The sequence below is a fragment of the Scytonema sp. PRP1 genome (genome assembly GCF_036697665.2).
GTDB classification, from domain to species: Bacteria; Cyanobacteriota; Cyanobacteriia; order Cyanobacteriales; family Nostocaceae; genus Kalymmatonema; species Kalymmatonema gypsitolerans.
The window spans coordinates 80,979-102,702 of the sequence record NZ_JBAHYJ020000120.1 but is presented as its reverse complement, the minus strand read 5'-3'; the positions used below and the strand labels follow the sequence as shown (position 1 = coordinate 102,702).

The 21,724-nt window shown below is 42.6% G+C and carries 18 protein-coding genes; 11 read left to right on the top strand and 7 right to left on the bottom strand.

Going from position 1 to position 21,724, the window contains the following annotated elements:
• The first annotated feature begins 11 nt into the window (after positions 1-11).
• Positions 12-2,660, top strand: coding sequence for a polynucleotide kinase-phosphatase (locus V5G28_RS32235; protein WP_332988304.1), 2,649 nt, complete (start codon positions 12-14; stop codon positions 2,658-2,660).
• Positions 2,661-2,767: 107 nt separating this feature from the next.
• Here the strand turns inward: V5G28_RS32235 and V5G28_RS32230 are convergent, their stop codons facing one another.
• Entirely contained in the window at positions 2,768-2,950 is a 183-nt protein-coding gene (locus tag V5G28_RS32230; RefSeq protein ID WP_073630404.1) for a hypothetical protein, read from the bottom strand.
• A 144-nt stretch (positions 2,951-3,094) separates the two neighbouring features.
• On the opposite strand from V5G28_RS32230, the gene V5G28_RS32225 reads away from it, so the two are divergent.
• From V5G28_RS32225 to V5G28_RS32215, 3 genes are all read left to right on the top strand, one after another.
• Positions 3,095-4,003 carry an ABC transporter ATP-binding protein gene (locus V5G28_RS32225; RefSeq protein ID WP_332988273.1) on the top strand — a complete coding sequence of 303 codons (909 nt, stop codon included), beginning with the start codon at positions 3,095-3,097 and terminating at the stop codon, positions 4,001-4,003.
• Positions 3,987-4,748, top strand: coding sequence for an ABC transporter permease (locus V5G28_RS32220; protein WP_332988271.1), 762 nt, complete (start codon positions 3,987-3,989; stop codon positions 4,746-4,748). The genes V5G28_RS32225 and V5G28_RS32220 overlap by 17 nt, the downstream gene beginning before the upstream one ends.
• 265 nt (positions 4,749-5,013) lie before the next feature.
• Entirely contained in the window at positions 5,014-6,327 is a 1,314-nt protein-coding gene (locus V5G28_RS32215; protein WP_332988270.1) for a hypothetical protein, read from the top strand.
• A gap of 273 nt (positions 6,328-6,600) precedes the next feature.
• On the opposite strand, the gene V5G28_RS32210 is transcribed toward V5G28_RS32215, so the two are convergent.
• Positions 6,601-7,125, bottom strand: a complete 525-nt coding sequence (locus V5G28_RS32210; protein WP_332988268.1) for a DUF937 domain-containing protein — start codon at positions 7,123-7,125, stop codon at positions 6,601-6,603.
• Between the two features lie 631 nt (positions 7,126-7,756).
• On the opposite strand from V5G28_RS32210, the gene V5G28_RS32205 reads away from it, so the two are divergent.
• Both V5G28_RS32205 and V5G28_RS32200 read left to right on the top strand, forming a co-directional pair.
• Positions 7,757-9,310 (top strand): YcjF family protein, encoded by a 1,554-nt coding sequence (locus V5G28_RS32205; RefSeq protein WP_332988266.1) that lies wholly within the window; start codon positions 7,757-7,759, stop codon positions 9,308-9,310.
• A gap of 502 nt (positions 9,311-9,812) precedes the next feature.
• On the top strand, positions 9,813-11,651 hold the full coding sequence (locus V5G28_RS32200) for a serine/threonine-protein kinase (RefSeq protein ID WP_332988264.1): 1,839 nt from the start codon (positions 9,813-9,815) through the stop codon (positions 11,649-11,651).
• Positions 11,652-11,700: 49 nt separating this feature from the next.
• Here V5G28_RS32200 and V5G28_RS32195 read toward each other — a convergent pair whose 3' ends face one another.
• A complete protein-coding gene (locus tag V5G28_RS32195; protein ID WP_332988262.1) occupies positions 11,701-13,794 on the bottom strand; it encodes a tetratricopeptide repeat protein in 2,094 nt (697 codons plus the stop codon).
• 207 nt (positions 13,795-14,001) lie between these two features.
• Between V5G28_RS32195 and V5G28_RS32190 the strand changes: the two genes are divergently transcribed.
• Positions 14,002-14,709 (top strand): rhomboid family intramembrane serine protease, encoded by a 708-nt coding sequence (locus tag V5G28_RS32190; protein ID WP_332988260.1) that lies wholly within the window; start codon positions 14,002-14,004, stop codon positions 14,707-14,709.
• 81 nt (positions 14,710-14,790) lie between these two features.
• On the opposite strand, the gene V5G28_RS32185 is transcribed toward V5G28_RS32190, so the two are convergent.
• Positions 14,791-17,931, bottom strand: a complete 3,141-nt coding sequence (locus V5G28_RS32185; RefSeq protein ID WP_332988258.1) for an MFS transporter — start codon at positions 17,929-17,931, stop codon at positions 14,791-14,793.
• Positions 17,932-18,645: 714 nt separating this feature from the next.
• Here V5G28_RS32185 and V5G28_RS32180 point away from each other — a divergent pair.
• From V5G28_RS32180 to V5G28_RS32165, 4 genes are read left to right on the top strand one after another with little or no spacing between them, the layout of a single operon-like run.
• Positions 18,646-18,849: a chlorophyll a/b-binding protein gene (locus V5G28_RS32180; RefSeq protein WP_332988256.1), complete on the top strand. Its 204-nt coding sequence runs from the start codon at positions 18,646-18,648 to the stop codon at positions 18,847-18,849.
• Between the two features lie 44 nt (positions 18,850-18,893).
• Complete coding sequence (locus V5G28_RS32175) at positions 18,894-19,106, top strand: chlorophyll a/b-binding protein (RefSeq protein WP_332988252.1); 213 nt, start codon at positions 18,894-18,896, stop codon at positions 19,104-19,106.
• 58 nt (positions 19,107-19,164) lie between these two features.
• The gene (locus V5G28_RS32170; protein WP_096564730.1) at positions 19,165-19,368 is read left to right on the top strand and encodes a chlorophyll a/b-binding protein; all 204 of its coding nucleotides are present in this window, start codon (positions 19,165-19,167) and stop codon (positions 19,366-19,368) included.
• A 44-nt stretch (positions 19,369-19,412) separates the two neighbouring features.
• Positions 19,413-19,616, top strand: a complete 204-nt coding sequence (locus V5G28_RS32165) for a chlorophyll a/b-binding protein (protein ID WP_332988248.1) — start codon at positions 19,413-19,415, stop codon at positions 19,614-19,616.
• Between the two features lie 41 nt (positions 19,617-19,657).
• Here V5G28_RS32165 and V5G28_RS32160 read toward each other — a convergent pair whose 3' ends face one another.
• From V5G28_RS32160 to V5G28_RS32150, 3 genes are all read right to left on the bottom strand, one after another.
• Positions 19,658-20,767 (bottom strand): sensor histidine kinase, encoded by a 1,110-nt coding sequence (locus tag V5G28_RS32160; protein WP_442994311.1) that lies wholly within the window; start codon positions 20,765-20,767, stop codon positions 19,658-19,660.
• Between the two features lie 81 nt (positions 20,768-20,848).
• Complete coding sequence (locus V5G28_RS32155; protein ID WP_332988246.1) at positions 20,849-21,220, bottom strand: hypothetical protein; 372 nt, start codon at positions 21,218-21,220, stop codon at positions 20,849-20,851.
• Between the two features lie 3 nt (positions 21,221-21,223).
• Positions 21,224-21,721 carry a Rab family GTPase gene (locus tag V5G28_RS32150; RefSeq protein ID WP_096564734.1) on the bottom strand — a complete coding sequence of 166 codons (498 nt, stop codon included), beginning with the start codon at positions 21,719-21,721 and terminating at the stop codon, positions 21,224-21,226.
• Between the last annotated feature and the right edge of the window lie 3 nt (positions 21,722-21,724).

Below are 21,724 nucleotides of genomic sequence, written 5' to 3'. Positions count from 1 at the left end.
ACCGCAAAATTATGAAATTAAATATTCCCGAACTTTCCTTGGTTGTGCTTATTGGTGCTTCGGGTTCTGGCAAATCGACCTTTGCTCGCAAGCACTTTCAGCCCTTTGAGGTTTTATCCTCAGACTTTTGCCGTGGCTTGGTGTCCGATGATGAAAACAATCAATCTGCTTCCCATGATGCCTTTGAGGTACTACGCTATATTGCCGCAAAGCGACTGGCAGCAGGGAAAATGACGGTGATTGATGCTACCAACGTCCAACCAGAAGACCGTAAAGGATTCGTGGCATTAGCACGGCAGTATCATTGTTTTCCCGTGGCGATCGCCCTCAATTTACCAGAAGAACTGTGTCACCAACGCAACCAGCAAAGAAGCGATCGCCAGTTTGGTCCTCATGTCGTACGCCGTCACACCCAATGTTTGCGCCGTTCCCTGCGAGGCTTGGAAAGAGAAGGCTTCCGCTACGTCTACGTCCTCAATTCCCAAGAGGAAATTGAAGCCGTCGAAATTGAGCGTCAACCTCTGTGGAACAACCGTAAGTACGAACACGGTCCCTTTGACATCATTGGCGACATTCACGGCTGCTGCGACGAACTCGAAGCATTACTACAGAAATTAGGCTACGAGAAGGACACGGAGACAAGAAAAGTAGCTGAAGTTGCCGAAGTAACCTCTTTTTCTCCCTCATCCCCCTCATCCCCCTCATCCCTGCACTTCCCCACGTACTACCACCCCGAGGGACGCAAAGCTGTTTTTCTTGGTGATTTAATAGACAGGGGACCACGTATCCTAGATACAGTTAAGCTTGTGCGAAACATGGTTGCAGCAGGTACGGCTATTTGCGTTCCTGGTAATCATGAAAACAAGTTGTTGCGGAAATTACGAGGTAAAAATGTCAAGAGTAATCATGGGTTAGAGCAAACCTTGGCAGAAATTGAGGCGTTACCAGAGGATATACGCAAACCCTTTACTAAAGAACTGTATGAGTTTCTCGATTCCCTCGTGAGTCACTACGTTCTCGACGCAGGGCGGCTTGTCGTTGCCCATGCGGGGTTAAAGCAGGAAATGCAGGGACGCGGATCTGGGGCAGTGCGCGAGTTTGCCTTGTATGGCGAAACTACCGGAGAAATTGATGAGTTTGGCTTACCCGTTCGTTACAACTGGGCGGCGGAGTACCGGGGTGAGGCGATGGTTATCTACGGACACACCCCTGTTTTAGAAGCCGAATGGCTCAATAATACAATTGATATTGATACAGGCTGTGTTTTTGGCGGCAAATTGACTGCGCTGCGTTATCCAGAGAAGGAACTGGTGAGCGTTCCTGCTGCGCGCACTTACTACGAACCTGCTAGACCTATTAAAGGGTTGGGTAGAGATGTTGCATCCGAGAATTCTACAAGTCTACAGCAGCAGTTAGATGATGTGCTTCATATTGAAGATGTACTTGGTAAGCGCATCATCAGCACCCGACTTTCGCCCAACATTAAGATACGAGAAGAAAATGCGATCGCCGCCTTAGAGGTGATGAGCCGTTTTGCTGCTAATCCCAAATGGTTGATTTACTTGCCACCTACTATGTCGCCTGTGGAGACATCTCAAGAAACAGGATATCTAGAACATCCAACACAAGCCTTTGCCTACTACGAAAACCAAGGAATCACTGAAGTTATCTGCGAAGAAAAGCACATGGGTTCACGGGCGGTGGTCATTGTATGCCGAGATGAAATAGTTGCTAAGAAACGCTTTGGCGTGGTAAATGAGGGGATTGGTATCTGCTACACCCGCACGGGAAGGCGCTTTTTTGACAATCTAAACTTAGAGGTAGAATTTTTGGCGCGAGTCAATGCTGCTCTCTCCCAGAGTGGCTTTTGGGAAACATTCAATACCGATTGGGTTTGCTTGGACTGCGAACTCATGCCCTGGTCAGCCAAAGCACAGGGGTTGCTGCGGAAACAATATGCAGCCGTTGGGATATCGTCACGCCTTGCTCTTGGGGATGCTGTAAGTGTGTTGCAGCAAGCACAGCAGCGGGGTGTTGAGGTGAGCGCCCAACTGAGCCAATTTCAACAACGTGCAGAAATGACACAGCAGTACGTCAGTGCTTACCGCCGCTATTGTTGGTCAGTGAATGATATATCCGACCTCAAACTTGCTCCTTTCCACATTTTGGCAACAGAGGGAACCATCCACACAGATAAAGACCATCGCTGGCACATGGAGCAAGCAGCGAAAATTGCTCAGTGTGACCCGGATCTACTGCTAGCAACGGCATACAAGGTGATAGATTTGACTGACCCGAGCAGTTTAGCAGAAGCGGTTCACTGGTGGGAAGAACTGACCACAGCAGGGGGTGAAGGCATGGTTGTTAAGCCGATGCAGTTTATTGTTAAAGGCAATCGCGGTATTGTGCAGCCTGCTGTTAAGTGTCGCGGGCGAGAATATCTGCGAATTATCTATGGTCCAGAATACTCAACGCCTGAGAATTTGCAACGTCTGCGCCAACGTGGGTTATCACTCAAGCGGTCTTTGGCTATGCGAGAATTTGCCTTGGGTGTTGAAGCGTTGGAGCGATTTGTTGCCCATGCTCCTCTGCGTCGCGTGCATGAATGCGTTTTTGGTATTTTAGCGATGGAGAGCGAACCTGTAGATCCAAGATTGTAAAAACTTTTGTAGCCACTAGCTCATTTTGGGGGAAAACAAAATTTGTCTGCAAGTCTTGTAACGTAAATGTTTTGAGGAGCAGATGGCACTTATCTCTTTTAGAGACATTACTGGAAAGCTGGTTGGGAATTCATTCCTAAGACCAGTTGAATTGAAGCTCTGCTAGCTTCCCAAGTCGATTCCACCAAATACTCGCTAATAGTCGCCATCATACCATAGCTGCCTGGGGCTACCTCTAGCAGAATTTCTAATATCACCTCACAAATAATCGGCTTCCAGTAGATTCGCATAACCTTGCTCCAACAACCATCTGAATATAAATACAGTGACTTTTGACAACTTATGCAGCCTGGCTTACTTTGATGAAAATGAGATTTTTGTCATATGTTCTTGAGAGATGTATTTTCTAATTCAGATTTCCTTGAGGGAAACTCGTGATTGTCTACGACATCCAAAATTTGGTGAAATTCTATCCAGGACAAACCCAACCCGCCAATAAGAACATCACACTCCAAATTTATGAAGGTGAAATCTTTGGGATTTTGGGCGATAACGGGGCGGGCAAAAGTACCCTCATACGCCAGATGGTGAATTTGTTGTCTGTTGATTCCGGGGCGATCGCCTTCTTCGGACAAAACATCATCAAGGCTCCCCATCTCGTACAAATGAATATCGGCTATATGCCTCAGGAAAGCGGAGCACTCAACAATTTGACAGTGGGTGAGGCGCTGTTCTTCACTGCTCATTTGCGTGGAATGAGCCGCAACGATGCTCGCAAGGAGTGTGATGCTTTGCTGGATTTATGGCAAATTCAACAACTGCGTCACAAACCGAGTTCCCGGCTATCCGGTGGGCAAAGGCGACTACTGAGGTTAGCTGTAGCAATGGCAGGTTCGCCACCTGTGCTGATGCTGGATGAACCCACAAATGACCTCGACCCCCAACGCCGCAAGCTGGTTTGGGACAATTTGCGCTGTATCAACCAGGAGCAAGGCACAACTATTATTCTGATTACCCATGATGCGATTGAGGCAGAAAAGGCAATCCAACGAGTTGGTATTCTGCGTTCTGGGGAACTGGTTGCAGTAGGTCGTCCCAGCGAACTCAAGCAGCAAGTTGACCGAATGCTACGCTTGGAACTCTTTTTTTCACCAGAAAACCCCCCAACTCTGCCACCCGATCTAACCTTCATTCCCTTGCAACCCGGTCACTGGCGGGTGTTGTTGGAATGGAACCAAGTCACTTTGTCCCTCAATTCTCTAAACTTAGACATGGTGGATGACTTTCGCCTGTACTCAGCAACCTTAGAAGATTTATATCTGCATTATGCACAACAAGCGTAACCCACCGTCTTTTCTTGTGCAACTGATGGACTTATTCTTGATGGAATTGACAAACTGGCGTTGGTCATGGCGGGCTATCATACTCACGAGTTTCGTTGCTCCGATGCTGAGTATCATCGCCCTCGGTAGCTTTGCTCAAGGAACTGGACAGGAAACGCTAGGATACATCCTGACGGGAAATCTTGTGATGACGCTGATGTTCGGTAACTTAAACAAAATGGCAGATCGATTTGCCTATATGCGATTTTCTGGAACCTTGGAATACTATGCTACTTTACCAATTCGCCGAGAAGCTTTAATCATTGCTTCAGTTCTGGCATTTTTTCTCCTCTCCCTACCAGCACTGTTAGGCATCCTGGGGTTTGGTATCCTGTTCCTCAAGCTTTCGGTGAGTTTAAACCCCATCATTCTATTGGTGATACCCTTGTGTGTGCTACCCCTTGCCGGACTTGGTGCGCTAATAGGAACGAATGCTCGTACACCACAAGAAAGCGATTCTTTCAGCTTACTCTTGACGATGGTAATGCTGTTTATTGGTCCAGTCATCATCCCAGACAACCGTTTACCCGATATTCTGTTATACATAGGACGGTTAAGCCCTGCAACCTACGCTGCATCTGCTCTTCGACAAACCTTACTAGGACCAATAACTGGGCAAGTGGTAGTCGATTTGACTGCTTTAGTAGGATTTTCCCTATTAACCTTTTGGTGGGTTGGACTTAAGCTAGATTGGCGACAACGGTAGATGAGATGCGAAGTAAGGCTTGCAAAAGTTAGCCACAAGGCGAGATTGGGTATATGAAGCGCCGTGCACCTTTGCTACTATTGCCAAATAAAAACCCCTTAACCTAAAGCTAAGGGGGTAGAGAGTTACCTTGAGTGTAGGCAATGAGCAGCCTAATTAGTTAATAGCTGCCAGTGAAATCAACTTATGCACTTGGAGGCAATTCCACCTTGTTTGTCGCCGTAAGTCTTGTATTATTTACCAGTAGAAATTCATTCTCCAGCTTATGAGTCTCCCATTGCGTCAAAAACTCCGCCTCACAGTCAGTTTTGCTGCTTTATTCTTTGTCGGTTTAGGCACTAGCTATTTATATGGTCAGTCAAAAACTACACATCCAGCTACACAGAATTTATCCAAAACTCAGCAGGAATATTCCACCCTACCTCAACAGCAGATTTTTCTAGCCTCAGGTCAAGAGAATGCTTTTAGTTTTCAGCAAACATCATATGAAAGTCAAGACAAACAAAACACTCGTTCATCTGAGCCAAAGCCAGGATCAGTCTCAACATATTATCAAGTCATTGATGAGTTGCAAAAGTATAAATTTAGTGTTCAGAGCGGTCAGGTTTTCACTTCAGGAAAACTGCCTACCACGAAGGTAAATTTCAATCAAGCAGACTTATTAAGCGTTCTCTCCAATACTAGAAAATATTACCAAGACTACGCTTCCGAAGACCCAACTGTTCTACGTACAGGATTACTTGGCGCTCAAGGAGTTAATGTACAAGACATCCTCAAAACCTTGGATTTCATGATTTCTGTCTTACAGGAAGATATTGCCAATAATCGAGCGACTCGTTTACAAGACCCTAATTTTATCAACACCAATTTTCGCGTGATTAAATGGTCTGCATATAACTCTCAAACTCCCAATCAAAAACAATTGCGAATTACAAAGTATGCTGTTTTTACTCATCCAGGTTCTCACAAAAAAACATCTACTTTCAATACACCAATTTATAGCTTAAAAGACAATACTGGCAACAAATTCTACACGAAGTATACAAAGCAGGATGTTTTGTCAGGGATTTATGAGCCAGGTGGGAAAGAATTTGGTAAGGTTGAACCTCTTGCTTATCTAACTCGAGAGGGCTTAGAAGAAGCGTTGATGGAGGGAACAATATTGATTAATTTTACTGACGGAACTAAAGGACTTTTTAATGTTGATAGAAACAATGAAATGCCTTACCTTCGAGGAGTCAAAGCAACAGCACAAAAACGCTATTGGTATTTTAGAGAGGTTGATGCTATCAAAGGTTATGGATATAAGATAGATGCAAAAATTTCTATTAAACCAGGAGTGACTTTTGCTGGAGATGTCCTAAATATTGGTTTGGGTAGAGTGATTGTTCTTGAGTATACCAAAGGTGGACGCAAACAACTGCAATTGGGAGTTCTGTCAGATACAGGCGGAGCATTTTTACCCAATCTTCATCAACTTGATTTTTTAGCAGGTGTTTTTCAAAGTCGAAAAGATTTTGACCAGCATATCAGGCAACTGCCTGAATATGCGACAGCATATATCTTAGTGAAAAAGTGATATGTAAAAAATCAATAAAATTAAATTTGGGATTTTAAATTTTAAATTAAATCCCAAATCTAAAATTGCAACCGCTGATAGATGCGGATATAAGGCAATACAGTTCAGTTAGTGCTGTTCGGTTATAGAAGATCCCCCCAAGCCCCGATGAATTGGGCTTAATTCCCTCCTTTTTAAGGAGGGTTAGGGAGGATCAAGTCTTATCACCAACCGTATTGGCATATAAGGCAAAATTATCTGCGTCGAGGGTGCGTGCATCTGCGGTTCAAAGTTTTACCGTCCCAAATACCGACTAGCTAGCTGTATGGCGTCCATAATATCAACATCGCCATCGCGATCAGAATCTAGAAAAGAGTTCAACACAGGATTTCCTCCTGCTTGAGGATTTTGAGAATTTGCTCCAGATTTCAACAGATTCAGCACCACAGGAACCAAAATCGGTAGTAATTGTTGAACCATACCAGCATTTAATCCTGTACGCTGGGCAACAGTCTCAGCCAACTGCTGTTGTAAAAAAGGAGCGAAAAGTGAGTTAACGGCTTGAGGATTAGGCGAAGTACCGCCAAATTGATTCACCACATTTTGCGCTGCTTCGTTACCTTCTGTGGCTTGCTTTTGTTGTAAAGCAGAACGCACATAGTTACCCACAATCCCTAAAGCAGATTGCATTGTTGAGGGGTCTGTACCAGTGCTATTACTCACTTGCTGCACAGTATTGAGAATATTACCCAATTGCCCGGCATTACCTTGCTGATTGGAATTGTCAATTGCATTGATAATTTGGTCAAAAAGTCCCATGAGCTTTTTCTCCTTGTTGACTTATGCTAACAAAACCAAATTTTGACATACCAACTACTACTTGTTTCTGAGCATTTAGTAATAGATAAGCTTTTTCTAAAAAAAAATCTCCATTACATAAGTTTTATGGGTAGGGAACACCTACGATGTGTGGTCTAATCATAAGAATAAGGGACTTCCAACTAAAAAAAATCTCCAATTTGTAGTAATCCACCGAAACAATGGTGGGTTACGGCCCACTTTAGTTACCATGTAAAACCTCAACTGCCATGCGCCGCAAGCGCCCCTATATAAACGATACTGATATCTTGCTTTCACAACCAGGCTCACTTGAATCAATACATTTATGAGAACATATTTGGATAGATATTGGGTAGATAAAATGGAGAGGGAAAGATTAAGTTTACGAGTTTCTAAGTCTAGACTTGAAAAACTGAGACGAATTGCCAGACAAAGGGAAAAGACTATGACTCAGCTTATAGAAGATTGGATTGATAAGCTTAAAGAAGAAAAGCCGCTCCTTTAGGACGGGGCTTGTATCCCATTATTTTCGGTCAACACCGTGGTGAAAAACATTGAAACTATTAACATGGGAAGCATCTGGGTACGTATCCTTTAGTTTGTGCCAACCATGCCTGTGTCGCGCATAGTCACGCTGATTGTTGGTCTCATCGTTATTCTGGGACTCAGCCTGTGGCTGATTGATTCTCTAAGTCGGCTTTACTGGCAATTCTCCTACTCAGCGCCGTTGCTGGGTAATCTGCTACTGCTGTTGTTCATTCTCCTTATAGCAGCTTTAATTGCCACGTTTGTCTACTATGTAGTGGTGATTGGGCGAGGCGAAAATCGTCAGCGCCAACGCAGACAACGCCCAAGCGTACAAGTCCCTGCTGCCAAATCTGATGCGGCGTCTTCTACTTTAGATGCTGTCAGGCAACAGGTGGCGCAAATTCAAGATGAAGTTGCACGCCAAGCTTTATTGAGTAAGTCGCGGGAGATTGAGACGAATTTAGCTGGTGGCGAAATTCAAGTTGTGGTGTTTGGCACTGGAAGTGCTGGCAAAACTTCTCTGGTGAATGCAGTGATGGGACGCATGGTGGGCAAGGTAGATGCACCAATGGGAACGACTCAGGTGGGGCAAACTTATTGTCTAAGGTTGAAGGGATTAGAGCGCAAAATTTTATTTACGGATACGCCAGGAATTTTAGAAGCAGGGGTGGCGGGAACCGAGAGGGAACAACTAGCACGAGAACTGGCAACGGAAGCAAATTTACTGTTGTTTGTAGTGGATAATGACATCCGGCAGTCAGAATTTGAGCCGTTACGAGCATTGGCTGAAATCGGTAAACGGTCTGTGGTTGTCCTCAATAAAACTGATTTGTATACAGACGAGGACAAAGAAGCGATTTTGGCAAGGTTGCGTCAGCGAGTGCGGGGATTGATCCCAGCGAGTGATGTGGTGGCGATCGCCGCGAATCCCCAACCCGTACACCTGGAAAATAGCGAAATTTTCCAGCCTGAACCGGAAATTCTCCCCTTACTCCGGCGAATGGCGGCTATTTTACGGGCTGAGGGTGAAGATTTGGTGGCAGATAATATTCTCCTGCAATCTGTACGACTGGGAGAGGAAGCGAAGAAACTCATTGATGCTCAGCGTCGCCGTCAAGCTGACAAAATTGTAGAGCGATTTCAGTGGATTGTTGCTGGCGTGGTTTCGGTGACACCTCTACCAGTGGTGGATATGTTGGCAACAGCCGGTGTCAATGCTCAAATGGTAGTGGAAATTGGCAGAGTTTACGGCTGTGAATTGAATTTGGAACGTGGAAAGGAATTAGCGCTGTCTTTAGGGAAAACTCTAGCTAGTTTAGGTATTGTTAAGGGAGCTATACAGTTACTGACTACCGCCTTGCAGCTCAATGTCGCTACTTTTATTGTTGGGCGGGCAATTCAAGGCGTGACAGCGGCTTATTTGACGCGGATTGCTGGGAAAAGTTTTATTGAATATTTTCGTCATGATCAGGATTGGGGTGATGGGGGAATGACGGAAGTTGTGCAGCGACAGTTTCAACTCAATCGTCGGGATGAGTTTATTAAGAAGTTTATACAACAGGCGATCGCACGGGTAGTGAAGCCTTTGCAAGATTCTGAGGTGCTCGAACAAGAAAATGAAAAGGCTAGGGACTAGGGCGGGGCTTTAAACCCAAATTTTCGGTAAACAATCAGGTCACCAATTTAACAGATAAATCTCAGGTAGAGGAAAAGCAACCTGACAATAAATTTTCACAGTAGAAATACTGAAGAGCTAAGATACACTAACTGGCACAGAGACCAGGTTAGCAATATCGCGAATATAGCGCTTCTGATTTGAATAAAATAATTATTTATCTATGTTCCACGAGTGTCCCATGAGTGGTTCATTATTTCTTTGGTGTACCTTACTCCGGGCTGCAAACTGCCATATTTGACAGCAGTGGCAATATTACATACTTCATACTTTCTTGATAATTATTGTAGTATTACGTACGTAATAAAATCATCTTATCCGTAATAACAACTATAAAAAACTGACTCTGATTTAAGAACTTAGCGCTTTATTCAGCGCTGTTTTCATTTAATTTAATCAGGAATTCCGGAAACATGAGGCAATGTTAGAAAACCTATATAAGCAGTGACTAAGTAACTAGCTAATGACGAACCACATGATCGGTAAAATATTACAAGGACGTTACCAAGTCGTCCAAACCCTGGGAGCAGGGGTATTTGGCGAAACATACGTTGCTGTAGACATTGAGAATCCAGAGAATCCTAAATGCGTTGTTAAACAGCTCAAGGTTACCAGTTTCCAACCAAGCTACTTACAAACCCTTAGGTTACGTTTTCTTACAGAAACCGAAACACTGAAGCACTTGGGACACCATGAGCAAATTCCCGAACTTTTATCCTGCTTTGAAGAACATGAACGCTTTTACTTAGTACAAGAGTTTGTGGAAGGACATGCACTCACTGCAGAACTACCAATCGATCCCAATTTGGGTTATCTGTGGAGTGAAAGTGAAGTTATTCAATTTTTACAAGATGTTTTATCGATTTTAGACTTTGTTCACTCTGAAGGTGTGATTCACTGCGACGTCAAGCCGGAAAATTTGATCAGACGCGCTTATGATGGCAAGTTAGTTCTGATTGATTTTGGTTCAATTCAGCCAATTGACTTTGAAATCGTCGATGCGGTATTGCCTTTAGATCAAATTCCTGTCACTTCGCTAGGTTACATTCCACCAGAGCAATTTGTTGGTCACACACAACCTAATAGTGATATTTATGCTTTAGGCATGATTGCGATTCAGGCTTTCACAGGGTTGACACCGCTGCAATTGAAAATAGATCCTCAAACAAATGAGATTATGTGGCGTTTTCAAAACACGCCAGTCAGCGATTATCTAGCTGCTGTGATCAGCCAAATGATTCGCTACGACTACAAAGAACGTTTTAAATCAGCAGGTGATGCATTGCGATCGCTTGAGCAAATGCTGTTGGAAGATCCACGCTCATACATCATAGATGTTGATTACACCATTTTTTCAGAAGAATATGAAAAAAATCAGCCAAAAGATCGACTAAATGGCAAGCGCAGACGTCCAGTGTCTCCAAATTCCTCTCCACTGTTGACAGGAATGAAGGTGGGGTTGGCGGCTAATTCATTGGTGATGGGATTTGGAGTCTACTCCATAATACATAACACTCCAACTTATTCAGAAACAGAAAAACTATATAAAGCAACTGAAGAATATCAAGGTGGGGATTTGAACGGAGCAATTGCTCTAGCTAAATCAATCCCCTCGAACAGTAATATTTATCCTGACGCGCAAGCTAGCATTGACGAATGGCAAAAGCAATGGGATAATGCAGCCCAACAATACAACGCAGCACAACAAGCTTTCAATGAGCGTCGTTGGGCAGATGTAGTGCGTGCAGGATCTCAAGTTCCTGATATTTTGCATTGGCAATCAAAAACAGATAAATTAGTTCAACAAGCACAAGCAAATCTTGAAGCACAAAGCAAAGATTTATTAGCCCAGGCTTATGAAAAAGCATCATTAAAAGATTTCAGTGGCGCTTTAGATTATCTCAATCAAATTCCGGAAGAAAGTTCTGCAGGGACAATCGTTCAACAAAAGTTAGCTGAGTACAATCAGAAAAAGCAAATTAGAGCTGCTTACTTGTTACAAAAAGCTTACAACAAAGCAGCAGAGGGTGACTTTGACGCTGCTGTCAAGTTTCTCCAACAAGTTCCTAAAGATACTCCTGTATCTGCTACAGCTCAAGCTAAACTGATAGAATATTCTCAGAAGCAGCGCATTGTGCAAGTTGAAGGTGAAAAAATAACTTCATCAGAAGGTGAAAAAATAGCTTCATCAAAAACACCTGCTTCTGTAAATATGAATCAACCATTTATCAGCAACAGTTCTGCTACGAATATAAAATCTTTTGATTTAGGGAACCAATTACAAGAGGTAAATATTCGATAGTCAACAGTTAACAGTTCCCAGTCGACAGTCAACAGTTAACAAACTTAAGTTATGGACTGATGACTGTGGACTCGGGAGGAGGAACTAACTGTTGTGCTTGATTACGGGCGTTTATTGCTTGTTGATAATCTGGCTTTATTTTAATTGCTTTATTGTATGAGGCAATAGCTTCTGAATAACGTTTTACATTAAACAGAGCATTGCCCCTACTATACCAACTTTCGTAATGTTTCGGTTCGTAATTAACTGATTTATTATAGGATAAAATTGCTTCTTGGTATTTGTTTAAATTGTAAAGTGAATTTCCCCGGTTATACCATACTTGATAGTTTTTACGATTCAATTCAATTGCCTGATTATAGGATGTAACTGCTTCTTCATAGCGTTTTATTTGATGTAATGACCAGCCGCGACCATACCACGCTTGATAGTTCTTGCGATTGTATTTAATGACTTGTTCAAAAGATTCAAGAGCTTCTGGATAGCGTTGCAAATTGAGAAGTACATTACCTTTGGATAACCAAGCTTGGTAAAATTTTGGCTTGTATTGTACAGCTTTGTCATATGCTGCGATCGCATCTTGGTAGCGTTGCATATTCACCAAGGCATTGCCTTTGTTATACCAAGCTCTTTCATAGTCTTGCTTTAATTCAAGCACTTTATCATAAGCGGAAATTGACTCATCGTAACGTTTTATATTTTGTAGCAACAATGCTTTATTGTACCAAGCTCCATAATATTCTTTATTCAATTCAATAGCTTTGTCATAAGATTTAAGCGCTTGGTCATATTCATTTAATTTAGCTAAAGCTTCTCCTTTCGCATTCCAGACTTCCGGATAGTTATTTTGTAATTGCAATGCTTTGTCAAAGGAAGCAATTGCTTCTTGGTATCTTTGCAACTGATTCAGTGTAAAACCACGCCCACTCCAAGCTGGCAAATAATCAGGCTCTAATTGAATTGCTTGATCATAAGCCGCAAGTGCTTCCTTATATTCTTTCAACTCATACAGAGTTTTCCCTTGTCCATTCCATGCTTGAGCGTATTCTGGTCTGATGTTGACCGCTTTTTCATATGTCGATAAAGCATCTTGATAACGTTGTAACTCGTATAGTGTGTTGGCTTGCTTATACAATTCGGTGGAATTTGCAGAATTGATAGCATTGACAATATATATAGATGAACCGACACCTATCCCGATTAAACTCATGGCACCTAAAAACTTTAATACTATATTTTTTTTAGGTTTATTAATTGTTTTTAAAGGATTTTTTATAGGATTTTGCAATAAGGGAGAACTCAATGCCATTGTCTGAGATTGAGATTTGTTTAAATCATGCAAAGCTTGTAGGACAACCCCTGCAGAACCATAACGTTCCCGAAAGTCATAGCGCACCATTTTGTCTAAAACTTTAGCAAAATCCTCACTAACAGAGGTATGTTGCCATATAATCTCACTCGTCTCTGCATCTAAATCGAGTTGCTCAGGAGATAAGCCAGCGAGTGCTTGTATACCAAGTATCCCTAAAGCATAAATATCACTACTGAATTTTGGATTTCCTTGAGCTTGTTCGCTGGGAATGTATCCAGGAGTCCCGATAGCAACGGTAAATTTTGTTTTTCCATTAGGAATAATGACTTGGGTTGTGATTTGTTTGACGGCTCCAAAGTCAATCAAAACTAACTTGTCATCCGGCTTGCGTCTAATGATATTTCGGGGATTGATATCACGGTGAATGACCTTTTGCTGATGGACAAACTCTAAAATCTGTAAAATTTCTTGTAACAGGCAAATAACTTGGTCTTGACTTAAAGGTTTTCCTGGTATGATTTCTTGACTAAGGTCATGACCTTCGATAAATTCCTGTACGAGATAAAATTCTTGGTTCTCCTCAAAGTAGGCTAGAAGTTGAGGAATGCGGTCATGAATGCCTAATTGATACAAAACTTGAGCTTCTGTATCAAATAAGCGTCTGGCTGTTTGCAAAGTATCAGGGTCATTAGCTTGGGGCTTGAGTTTTTTGACTACACATTGAGGTGAGCCAGGTAAGTGAGTATCACAAGCAACAAACGTTTCACCAAATCCCCCTCCTCCCAAATGACTAATAATTTGGTATCGTCCAACAAGTGTGTTTCCCAACATTTGGTTAGCCTAGTTTAATGCAGTACAGTCTGATTTCCATCTTGCCACAGCTTCTTTTATGGGTCGATGAGAAGCGTGACAGTAGACGAAGCGAGTATTGAAGGGGATAAGGGGGACAAAAAGAATAACTAATAACTCATGTAAAGACGCGCCATCCGAGAGTTCTACAACTAATGACTAATAACTAATGACTAATGACTCCTTAATATGATTCCTATTAGCGATAACATTTTCTTTTTCACGCGTAGAAAGCCAATCATTATTTACTGTCTGATTGGTATCAACATTGCCTTATTCTTATGGGAACTGAAACTAGAGCTTGGTGGTGAATTAGGCAATTTTGTAAATAGCTGGGGTGTGGTTCCAGCACAAATTAGTGCAGCTAGTGCAAATGCACTTACTGGAAACTCAGCTGCTTGGATAGTTGTGCTAATGCGTTCGACTTCACTACTTGCGGGAATGTTCCTCCACGGTAGTTTTAGTCAAATTTTAGGAAATTTGATATTTTTGTGGGTTTTTGGCAAAACTCTGGAAAGTATTCTTGGCTCTGGACGATTTTTATTATTTTACTTGGTTTGTGGCATCCTGACTGGGCTAGTACAAATTTTAGCTGAACCCAGCTTAACGGTGCTACTCATTGGGGCGAATGGGGCGATTACAGCTATTTTAGGAGCTTATGTGCTTAAATTTCCCAAAGCTAAAATTGACAGTATTCTACCCCTTTTGATTATATTTATTCCCGTACAACTACCAGCGTCTTTCTATGTATTTTGGTGGTTTGTGCAACAGATTTTTTACGGGATTGGCAGTTTAAATATTCCTGGTGGCTTTAACCCAGTGAGCATTGGCTATTTGGCGCAAGTTACAGGCTTGTTTATTGGTGCAGCTTTCATCAAGTTACTGGAAAGATTTTAGAGAGTGTAGGGTGTCGTAATTCCAACAAAAAAGCCTCTCATATGAGAGGCTGAGATTGCTCAATACAAATAAAGTATTAAACTACACTAATACAACGACAGCGACTGCTCCCGCAATTGCTGAAAAGATGCCCGACACAAGCGCTGTAGCAAATAGCCACCAAGCTGCTGATGCAGCGGCTTTGCGTGTTTCTTCGGCTTGTTGCTGTGCTTGATGCTTCACTTCTTCTAAGCGTCGCTGTGCTTCTTGCTGGATGCGTTCTGCCCGTTGCAAGACGTTGTTTCGTGCGCGTTCGATTTGGTCGATAATGCGGTTAGCGTCTTCCTCGGAGATATCCTCACGGGAACTCATAATTGCGACTAGGGTTTCGCGGTTGAATGAAGACAGGCGATCGCGCAATGCATCAAACCCTGCTTGCGGGTCATCAAACAACGTGCGAACATCGCGCTTAATGCTATCGTAGTTCAGTTCTGGGCGATCCAAAGAGTTGAGGTAGTCGCGAATGCGGGCAAAAATTCCATCAATCACATCTTGAATGCGCCGCTGAATACCCCGCACTTGTTCCACAAACTGGTCACGCACCGATATCATGGTATCCGCAATCTGTGCCGCTTCGTCATCTGTTAGGTCTTCCCGCAGTTTCAGCAGGGTGATAATGGTGGAGCGGTCAAAATGCGAAAGGCGATCGCCTATACTTTCAATCCCCACTTGTGGATCGTGCAACAACAGATGTAAGTCGCGCTTGATACCTTCTGGGTTCAGTTCTTCCTTGCCACTCCCCCGCAGGTACGCTTCCAGATAAGCTTGGAAATTTTGCACGTTTTGCTGAGTTCGGGTGGCTAGGCGACGAGGCGCACGTATCATGTCGCGGATTGAAGTTTGCATCGAATCAATGACTTGATTGACCTGGTCTTCACTCAAATCCTGACGTTGACTCAGTAACTTCACCAAGGTGTCTCTATCAAGCTGTGACAACCGACGACGCAGTGCAACAACTCCTTGTTGTGGATTTTGGAACAGTCTATTCAAATCCCTCTGAATTCCTTCGGGGTTGAGTTCGTCTTTGCCAGTGTTGCGCAGGTAATCTGCAATTGTGGTTGTTACGGTGTCGTATTGCTCCTTAGCTTTATCTGCCACGTTTCTTGGTACGTGGCGAATGTTACTCCAGTTTTCCTCAACAGTGTCAAGGATTTGGTTAGCTTGGTCTTCGCTCAAGTCTTGCCGCTGACTCAGTAATTTCACTAAAGTATCGCGGTCAAAACGAGACAAACGCGTCCTAATTTCCGCAATTCCTGCTTGCGGATCGTCTAAAAGTCTTTTCACCTCAGCGCGGATAGCATCAGGGTTGAGTTCATCTTTGCCTGTGTTCCGCAGATAAGATTTTAAATTCAGCCACAGCGATTCAGCCTGATATTTCGCTTGGTCTGCAATTCCTTTGGATTCGACTAAAACTTGATCCCGTTGTTTTTCCAACTGCTCAAGGATTGTGTCTGCTTCCTCAGGATTAATGTCATTGCGCTCTAGCAGGATTTCCCGCATTTCTTGGCGGTCAAACTGAGCCAGTCGCCGAGATAGAGTTTCGTAATCTGCATCTGAGTCTTCCAGCAACGGTTTGAAATCCCGCTGTATGCCTTCCGCAGTCAAATCTGATTTAGGAGTCACAAGCAGATAGCTTTCGACTCGGCGTTGCAAGTCTTGGACGACCTCTTTTTCTTCCTCTGCGATCGCTGCAAGTAGAACTTCTTGGCGGCTCACTTCCAACCGATCTGCTATCCGCTGAATTTCTGTTTGGGTCAACAGACCCCTTTGTTTGAGAATATTGACAAAATCGCTGCGAGAAAGTTGCTCTAACTCTCCCCGCACTGTTCCGGGATCGGCGGCTGGATCGTAAAGAACGTCACGAAATTCTTGGGCACTTTTTTCTGAATTCAGTTGCCAAGAATGTGCGTTGAGCAGGTAGTTTTCCACATCAGCACGAATGGGGCTATAAGGCTGCTTTGGCGTGGGAAGACCTAACTTATCTGCTTGATCTGTGACTTTATCTTTAGCGTTTGTGATCGCACCTAAGATTTTTTCTACATCTATGTCTGACAAATCGGCTCGTCCCAACACAACGCCAGTCAACGAGGTTATTGCCTGCTGGACTGTCCGTTGAATTGGACCAGGAGCCACTTCTTGGGTTGCCCTTTGGTTAGCGTCTTTTGTAGCACGCATTTCTGCCATCAGCTGATCCAGCTTGGCATTGAGTTCATCTGTCCGGGTTTGTCCGGGTGCCATTGATTTGAGATACTCAACCAATTCTCCCAAACGGTCTTGCGTTGGTTGTTGTTGACCCAGCGTCTGCTGCCAAACTTTATACAATGTATCAGCAATGCGGTTAATATCTCGTTTCGAGAGGTCAGTGCGACTGCTAACTAGATCAACAAACTTTTGGCGGTCGATGTTGCTAAGAACTGCACCACCTGCGGCTGTACTACCGGCGATCGCCATCACTTGAGGATCTTTGAGTAACCTTTCAAATTCGCCCCGAATTTTGGATAAATCCAGTTCTGGCGGACGCACCATTTCTAAATAATCTTCTACCTTATCCCTGATAGTGCCGGGGTCGATCGCACTGCCTATTTCCCGACGCATGGCGGACGCTGCTGCTTCAGCTGTTGCTACCACTTGCTGATTGACAGCTTTTGCCCCCAACGCGGCGGTTGCTGTCCCCATAATCGCCTGTAAGCCGGAAGTTGCTGTGTTGACCAACGAGCCAATTAACGAACCCACTGTGGTTGAACTCACCCACACCAACAGTAAGAAGTACGCTCCCCAAATCACCAACCCTAAAATTGCTCCCTTAACTGGAGACCAATCTCCAAAAAGACTGAGTCTCACAGCTAGGAAACAAGCAATGGCAAGCGCAATAGTCACAGTGATTAATGTCCACAATCCCACCGCCGTGCCTATTTTGCGAATGGTACCGCCCACACTTCCAACTTCTCCATGATGATCTCCATCAGAATCAGATGGACGACCTAGGTAGGAAATCCCAGCAGCAACTGAGAGGTTTGTGAGAACTAATTGTAAGGCAAAAGCCAGGATCACACCTGAGACTAAAGCGAAAAAAAAGTGTGGTCCAAATCCAAAAGAGACATCTGTCTGGTTAGTCACTGGCGCTTGTGCCACCCAAAACAGTGACTTATACAGTGCCAGCATAATGTGCATACTCTGAAACATCCTAATTCCTTCCTCTATAGCTCAAGTCGGTGGGGATTAAAAGTTACATGAGAATAAATTTTCTATCTGTCACAATACCCAACTCTTGAGCTATACAATCGTGGAATCATGGTGCTTTCAGCATCTCTCCAAAGTTTGAAAATCTTCTACTGCATGGTATGAAGTTTTTCTACCTAATTAAATCAGTAACAAAAACAAGAGTGTAATGAAGCCTAAAATCCAAATTCTTTGTTGTGAAGTAAAAAATTGAGTATTTTCTCCCTTGCTCTTTTTTTATCCTTCTTTGTTTGTTCTAGATTAGATTCCTTACAAAAATTGATAAATTCCCAAAAGACTATAACTTGCTAACTCATAAGCAAAGCTTACGGAGGTAGGCTTTTAAGCTTTAAGTCCAAGCCAGGGGAATTGAATTTGTCTAGCGGTGATTTTAGTGATTGGGTACCTACTATGGTGACAAATATTTTCTTTTTTATTTTTCATCGCTTTTTAACAGGAATTGATTAAGTAAAATCTAGCTTTTCGTTAACGTTGTTACATTTATTTACAAATACTTTTTTTTGCACTCTCTGTAGGTGGATTTATCCAAGAAAACACTGTTCAGATAATCGTCCACAAGAGGTGCTGATAGTTTGTACCCATTGACAGAAAGCAGCCCAGTTGTAAATAGCTACAGTAAAGTCAAGAAACAAATTAAACATGAACCAGGAAAAAAAAATGGAAACTCGCCCCAGTACTGATTTACCACCCGTAGCTACAGAATATAACGGCGTAGACCGTAACGCCTTTCTGTTTGGCTGGAATCCTCAAGCTGAACTATGGAACGGTCGCTTAGCAATGATTGGTTTTCTAGCTTACTTGCTTTGGGATTTGGCTGGTTTCAGCGTCCTACGTGACGTGCTGCACTTGATCGGCTACTAAAAATTAAAGTCCTAAAAACCAACTTGATATTGGAGGAAAAAACAATGCAAAGTCGTGAAACTCGTCCTGCTACTGATTTACCATCCGTTGCTACAGAATACAACGGCGTAGACCGTAATGCTTTTCTGTTTGGCTGGAATCCCCAAGCTGAACTATGGAACGGTCGCTTGGCAATGATTGGTTTTCTAGCTTACTTGCTTTGGGATTTGGCTGGCTACAGCGTCCTACGTGATGTGCTGCACTTGGTTGGTTACTAGTCATTAGTCGTTTGTAAAGAACAAAAGACTAATAAAAATTTAATTTTGGAGAAGAAAAATGCAAACTCGCCCTACCACTGATTTACCACCCGTAGCTACAGAATATAACGGCGTAGACCGTAACGCCTTTCTGTTTGGCTGGAATCCTCAAGCTGAACTGTGGAACGGTCGCTTGGCAATGATTGGTTTTCTAGCTTACCTGCTTTGGGATTTGGCTGGTTACAGCGTTCTACGTGACGTGCTGCACTTGATCGGCTACTAAAAATTAAACTCGTAAAAACCAACTTAATCTTGGAGGAAAAAACAATGGAAAGTCGTCCCGCTACTGATTTACCACCTGTTGCTAAAGAATATAACGGCGTAGACCGCAATGCTTTTCTGTTTGGCTGGAATCCTCAAGCTGAACTGTGGAACGGTCGGTTGGCAATGATTGGTTTTCTGGCTTACTTGCTTTGGGACTTGGCTGGCTTCAGCGTATTACGTGATGTTCTACACTTTATTGGATACTAGTCATCAGTTAGAGTTGAGTAGCACCCCAAGAGGGGTCCTACTCATTCATTTCGTCTTGGTTTTGGTAGGCGGAACCAAAATCGGGAACCACCTTCTGGACGAGGGGAATAACCAATCTTCCCTCCCCAACGTTCAACTGTAATGCGGCAAGAATAAAGCCCTAGCCCAACTCTACCTGATTTACCTTTTCCTTGAGAGAACTTTTGAAATAAACTCTCTAGATTTTCCGCAGGGACACCGGAACCTTCATCATCCACACTGACTAAAATATAATCTCCATCCTGTTCTAAACCAATTGTCACAGTAGACTCTAGAGGACTGTGACGAAAAGCGTTTTCTACCAAATTTGCAATCACCCTATTTAAACGCGATTCATCACCGATGACTCTCCAATCTGCTGTCACATCAATATTGGCAGCTAGCCGTAACTGCATTTTGTTAAGTGCAAAAGAAGGAGATAAAAGTTGGATAATGTCCTGTGCAGATATCAGGGCACTCGGTGCCTTATCAAGATCGACTGCAAATGTCTCCAAGGATTTGACTTCAGCAGAAAATCCATCCAATATTTCGCGTATGAGCATCTCTTGCCTGTGGCATTGTATTTTACCGATTTCTAAAATGTCTCTGACTTGTTGTGTGAAATTTTCAAACTGTAAGAGACTAAGACAGCCATGAATAGCACTTAATTGTCCTGCCATATCATGTATAATACAGTGAATTAAAACTTCTTTTTTCTGGTTTTCTTTCACAATATACTGATAATATAATTCATTTTCTCGTGCTTTTTGAATAATATATTGCTTCTCCTTATAAGTTTCATCAAGCGATTCTATTAATAAATATTTTTTGCTATCTACATAAACGGCTATAGCTTCAAAATGAGATTCTTTACCAGACAAATCAAGTTGATACCATATACCAGATTTTAATTTTTTTTCTGCTCTTAAGAGCCAAAATTCTTCAGCATCAATTAAAAAGTTTTCTAAAAATGGAAAGACTTCTTTGAGTATAAGTCTCCCTGTTTCCAATACAACCTTTTTAGGACAAAAGTCAGTTAACCAATCTGGTACGGTTCCAGTGATGCTGAATGAATCAACATCTAACCGTTCCAATACTAAAATATTCAATGCTGCCAAAATGTCTGCTGTCATAGAACCCTTGATGACTTAGACAAGCCAAAACCAAATTTTTTCAACCAATATCCAGTAATTCTCTATTATAGAAATTTTTTTCTACAGCAGTCTGGAAGAGTTTAGTTGTTGTTGTATCATGCCTACATGAATCTCATCCCAGGTAGCATCTAACAGCAACACCCAATCTCCTTCCTGTGAAGAGAAAATATGGAGATCTGCACAAATGCTGTATTCCGTTTTTATACAAGGCAAAAATAAAGGAAAATCATCTAGTGGTAAAAGACCTTCCAGAAAAAAAACTTGCTGTCCTACTTTCTTCCCTTCTTGTAAATTTGTAAGTCCGTATACTGATAGTTTACCGCCCCAAGCTGACAAACAGCCATCTTTATTAACTAAAAGATAGGCAAGAGAACGTTGATCTACGATGAAATTGAGAAGATAAGCAATAACCGGAACAGGAAAATCCAACATTATTTATCCCTCCAATATTCTAGAAGCAAGAGTTTGGAAAGTTTTTTCTACACCCAAACCACTTTTTGCACTAGTTTTAATAACCGTCCAACCTTTCTGCCTCAGCTCGTCGATTTCGGAGTTACTTATTTCCCATTCATCAGCTAAATCCGATTTGTTTATTACCAAAATAAAGGGAACTTGACCAATTGTTTCTTCTACTCTGTTTTGTAAATTCAAGGCTTTTTCCAAAGTATTGTGTCGAGTTGCATCCACAACTAATAAATAACCGGAAGACCCTCGCAAGTAGGACATGCGCACTTTCTGAAATTCGTCTTCTCCATACAGATCCCAAAGAATAAGATTTAACTCTTTATCTCCAAGATTAACTGTTTTTTTGTCAATTTTTACCCCGACAGTAGTCTGGTACTTATCAGAAAAAATGCTATTAACAAAACGTGATACTAAACTAGTTTTCCCCGTGGCAAATGCACCCACCATACAAATTTTCTTTTGGAGCATATA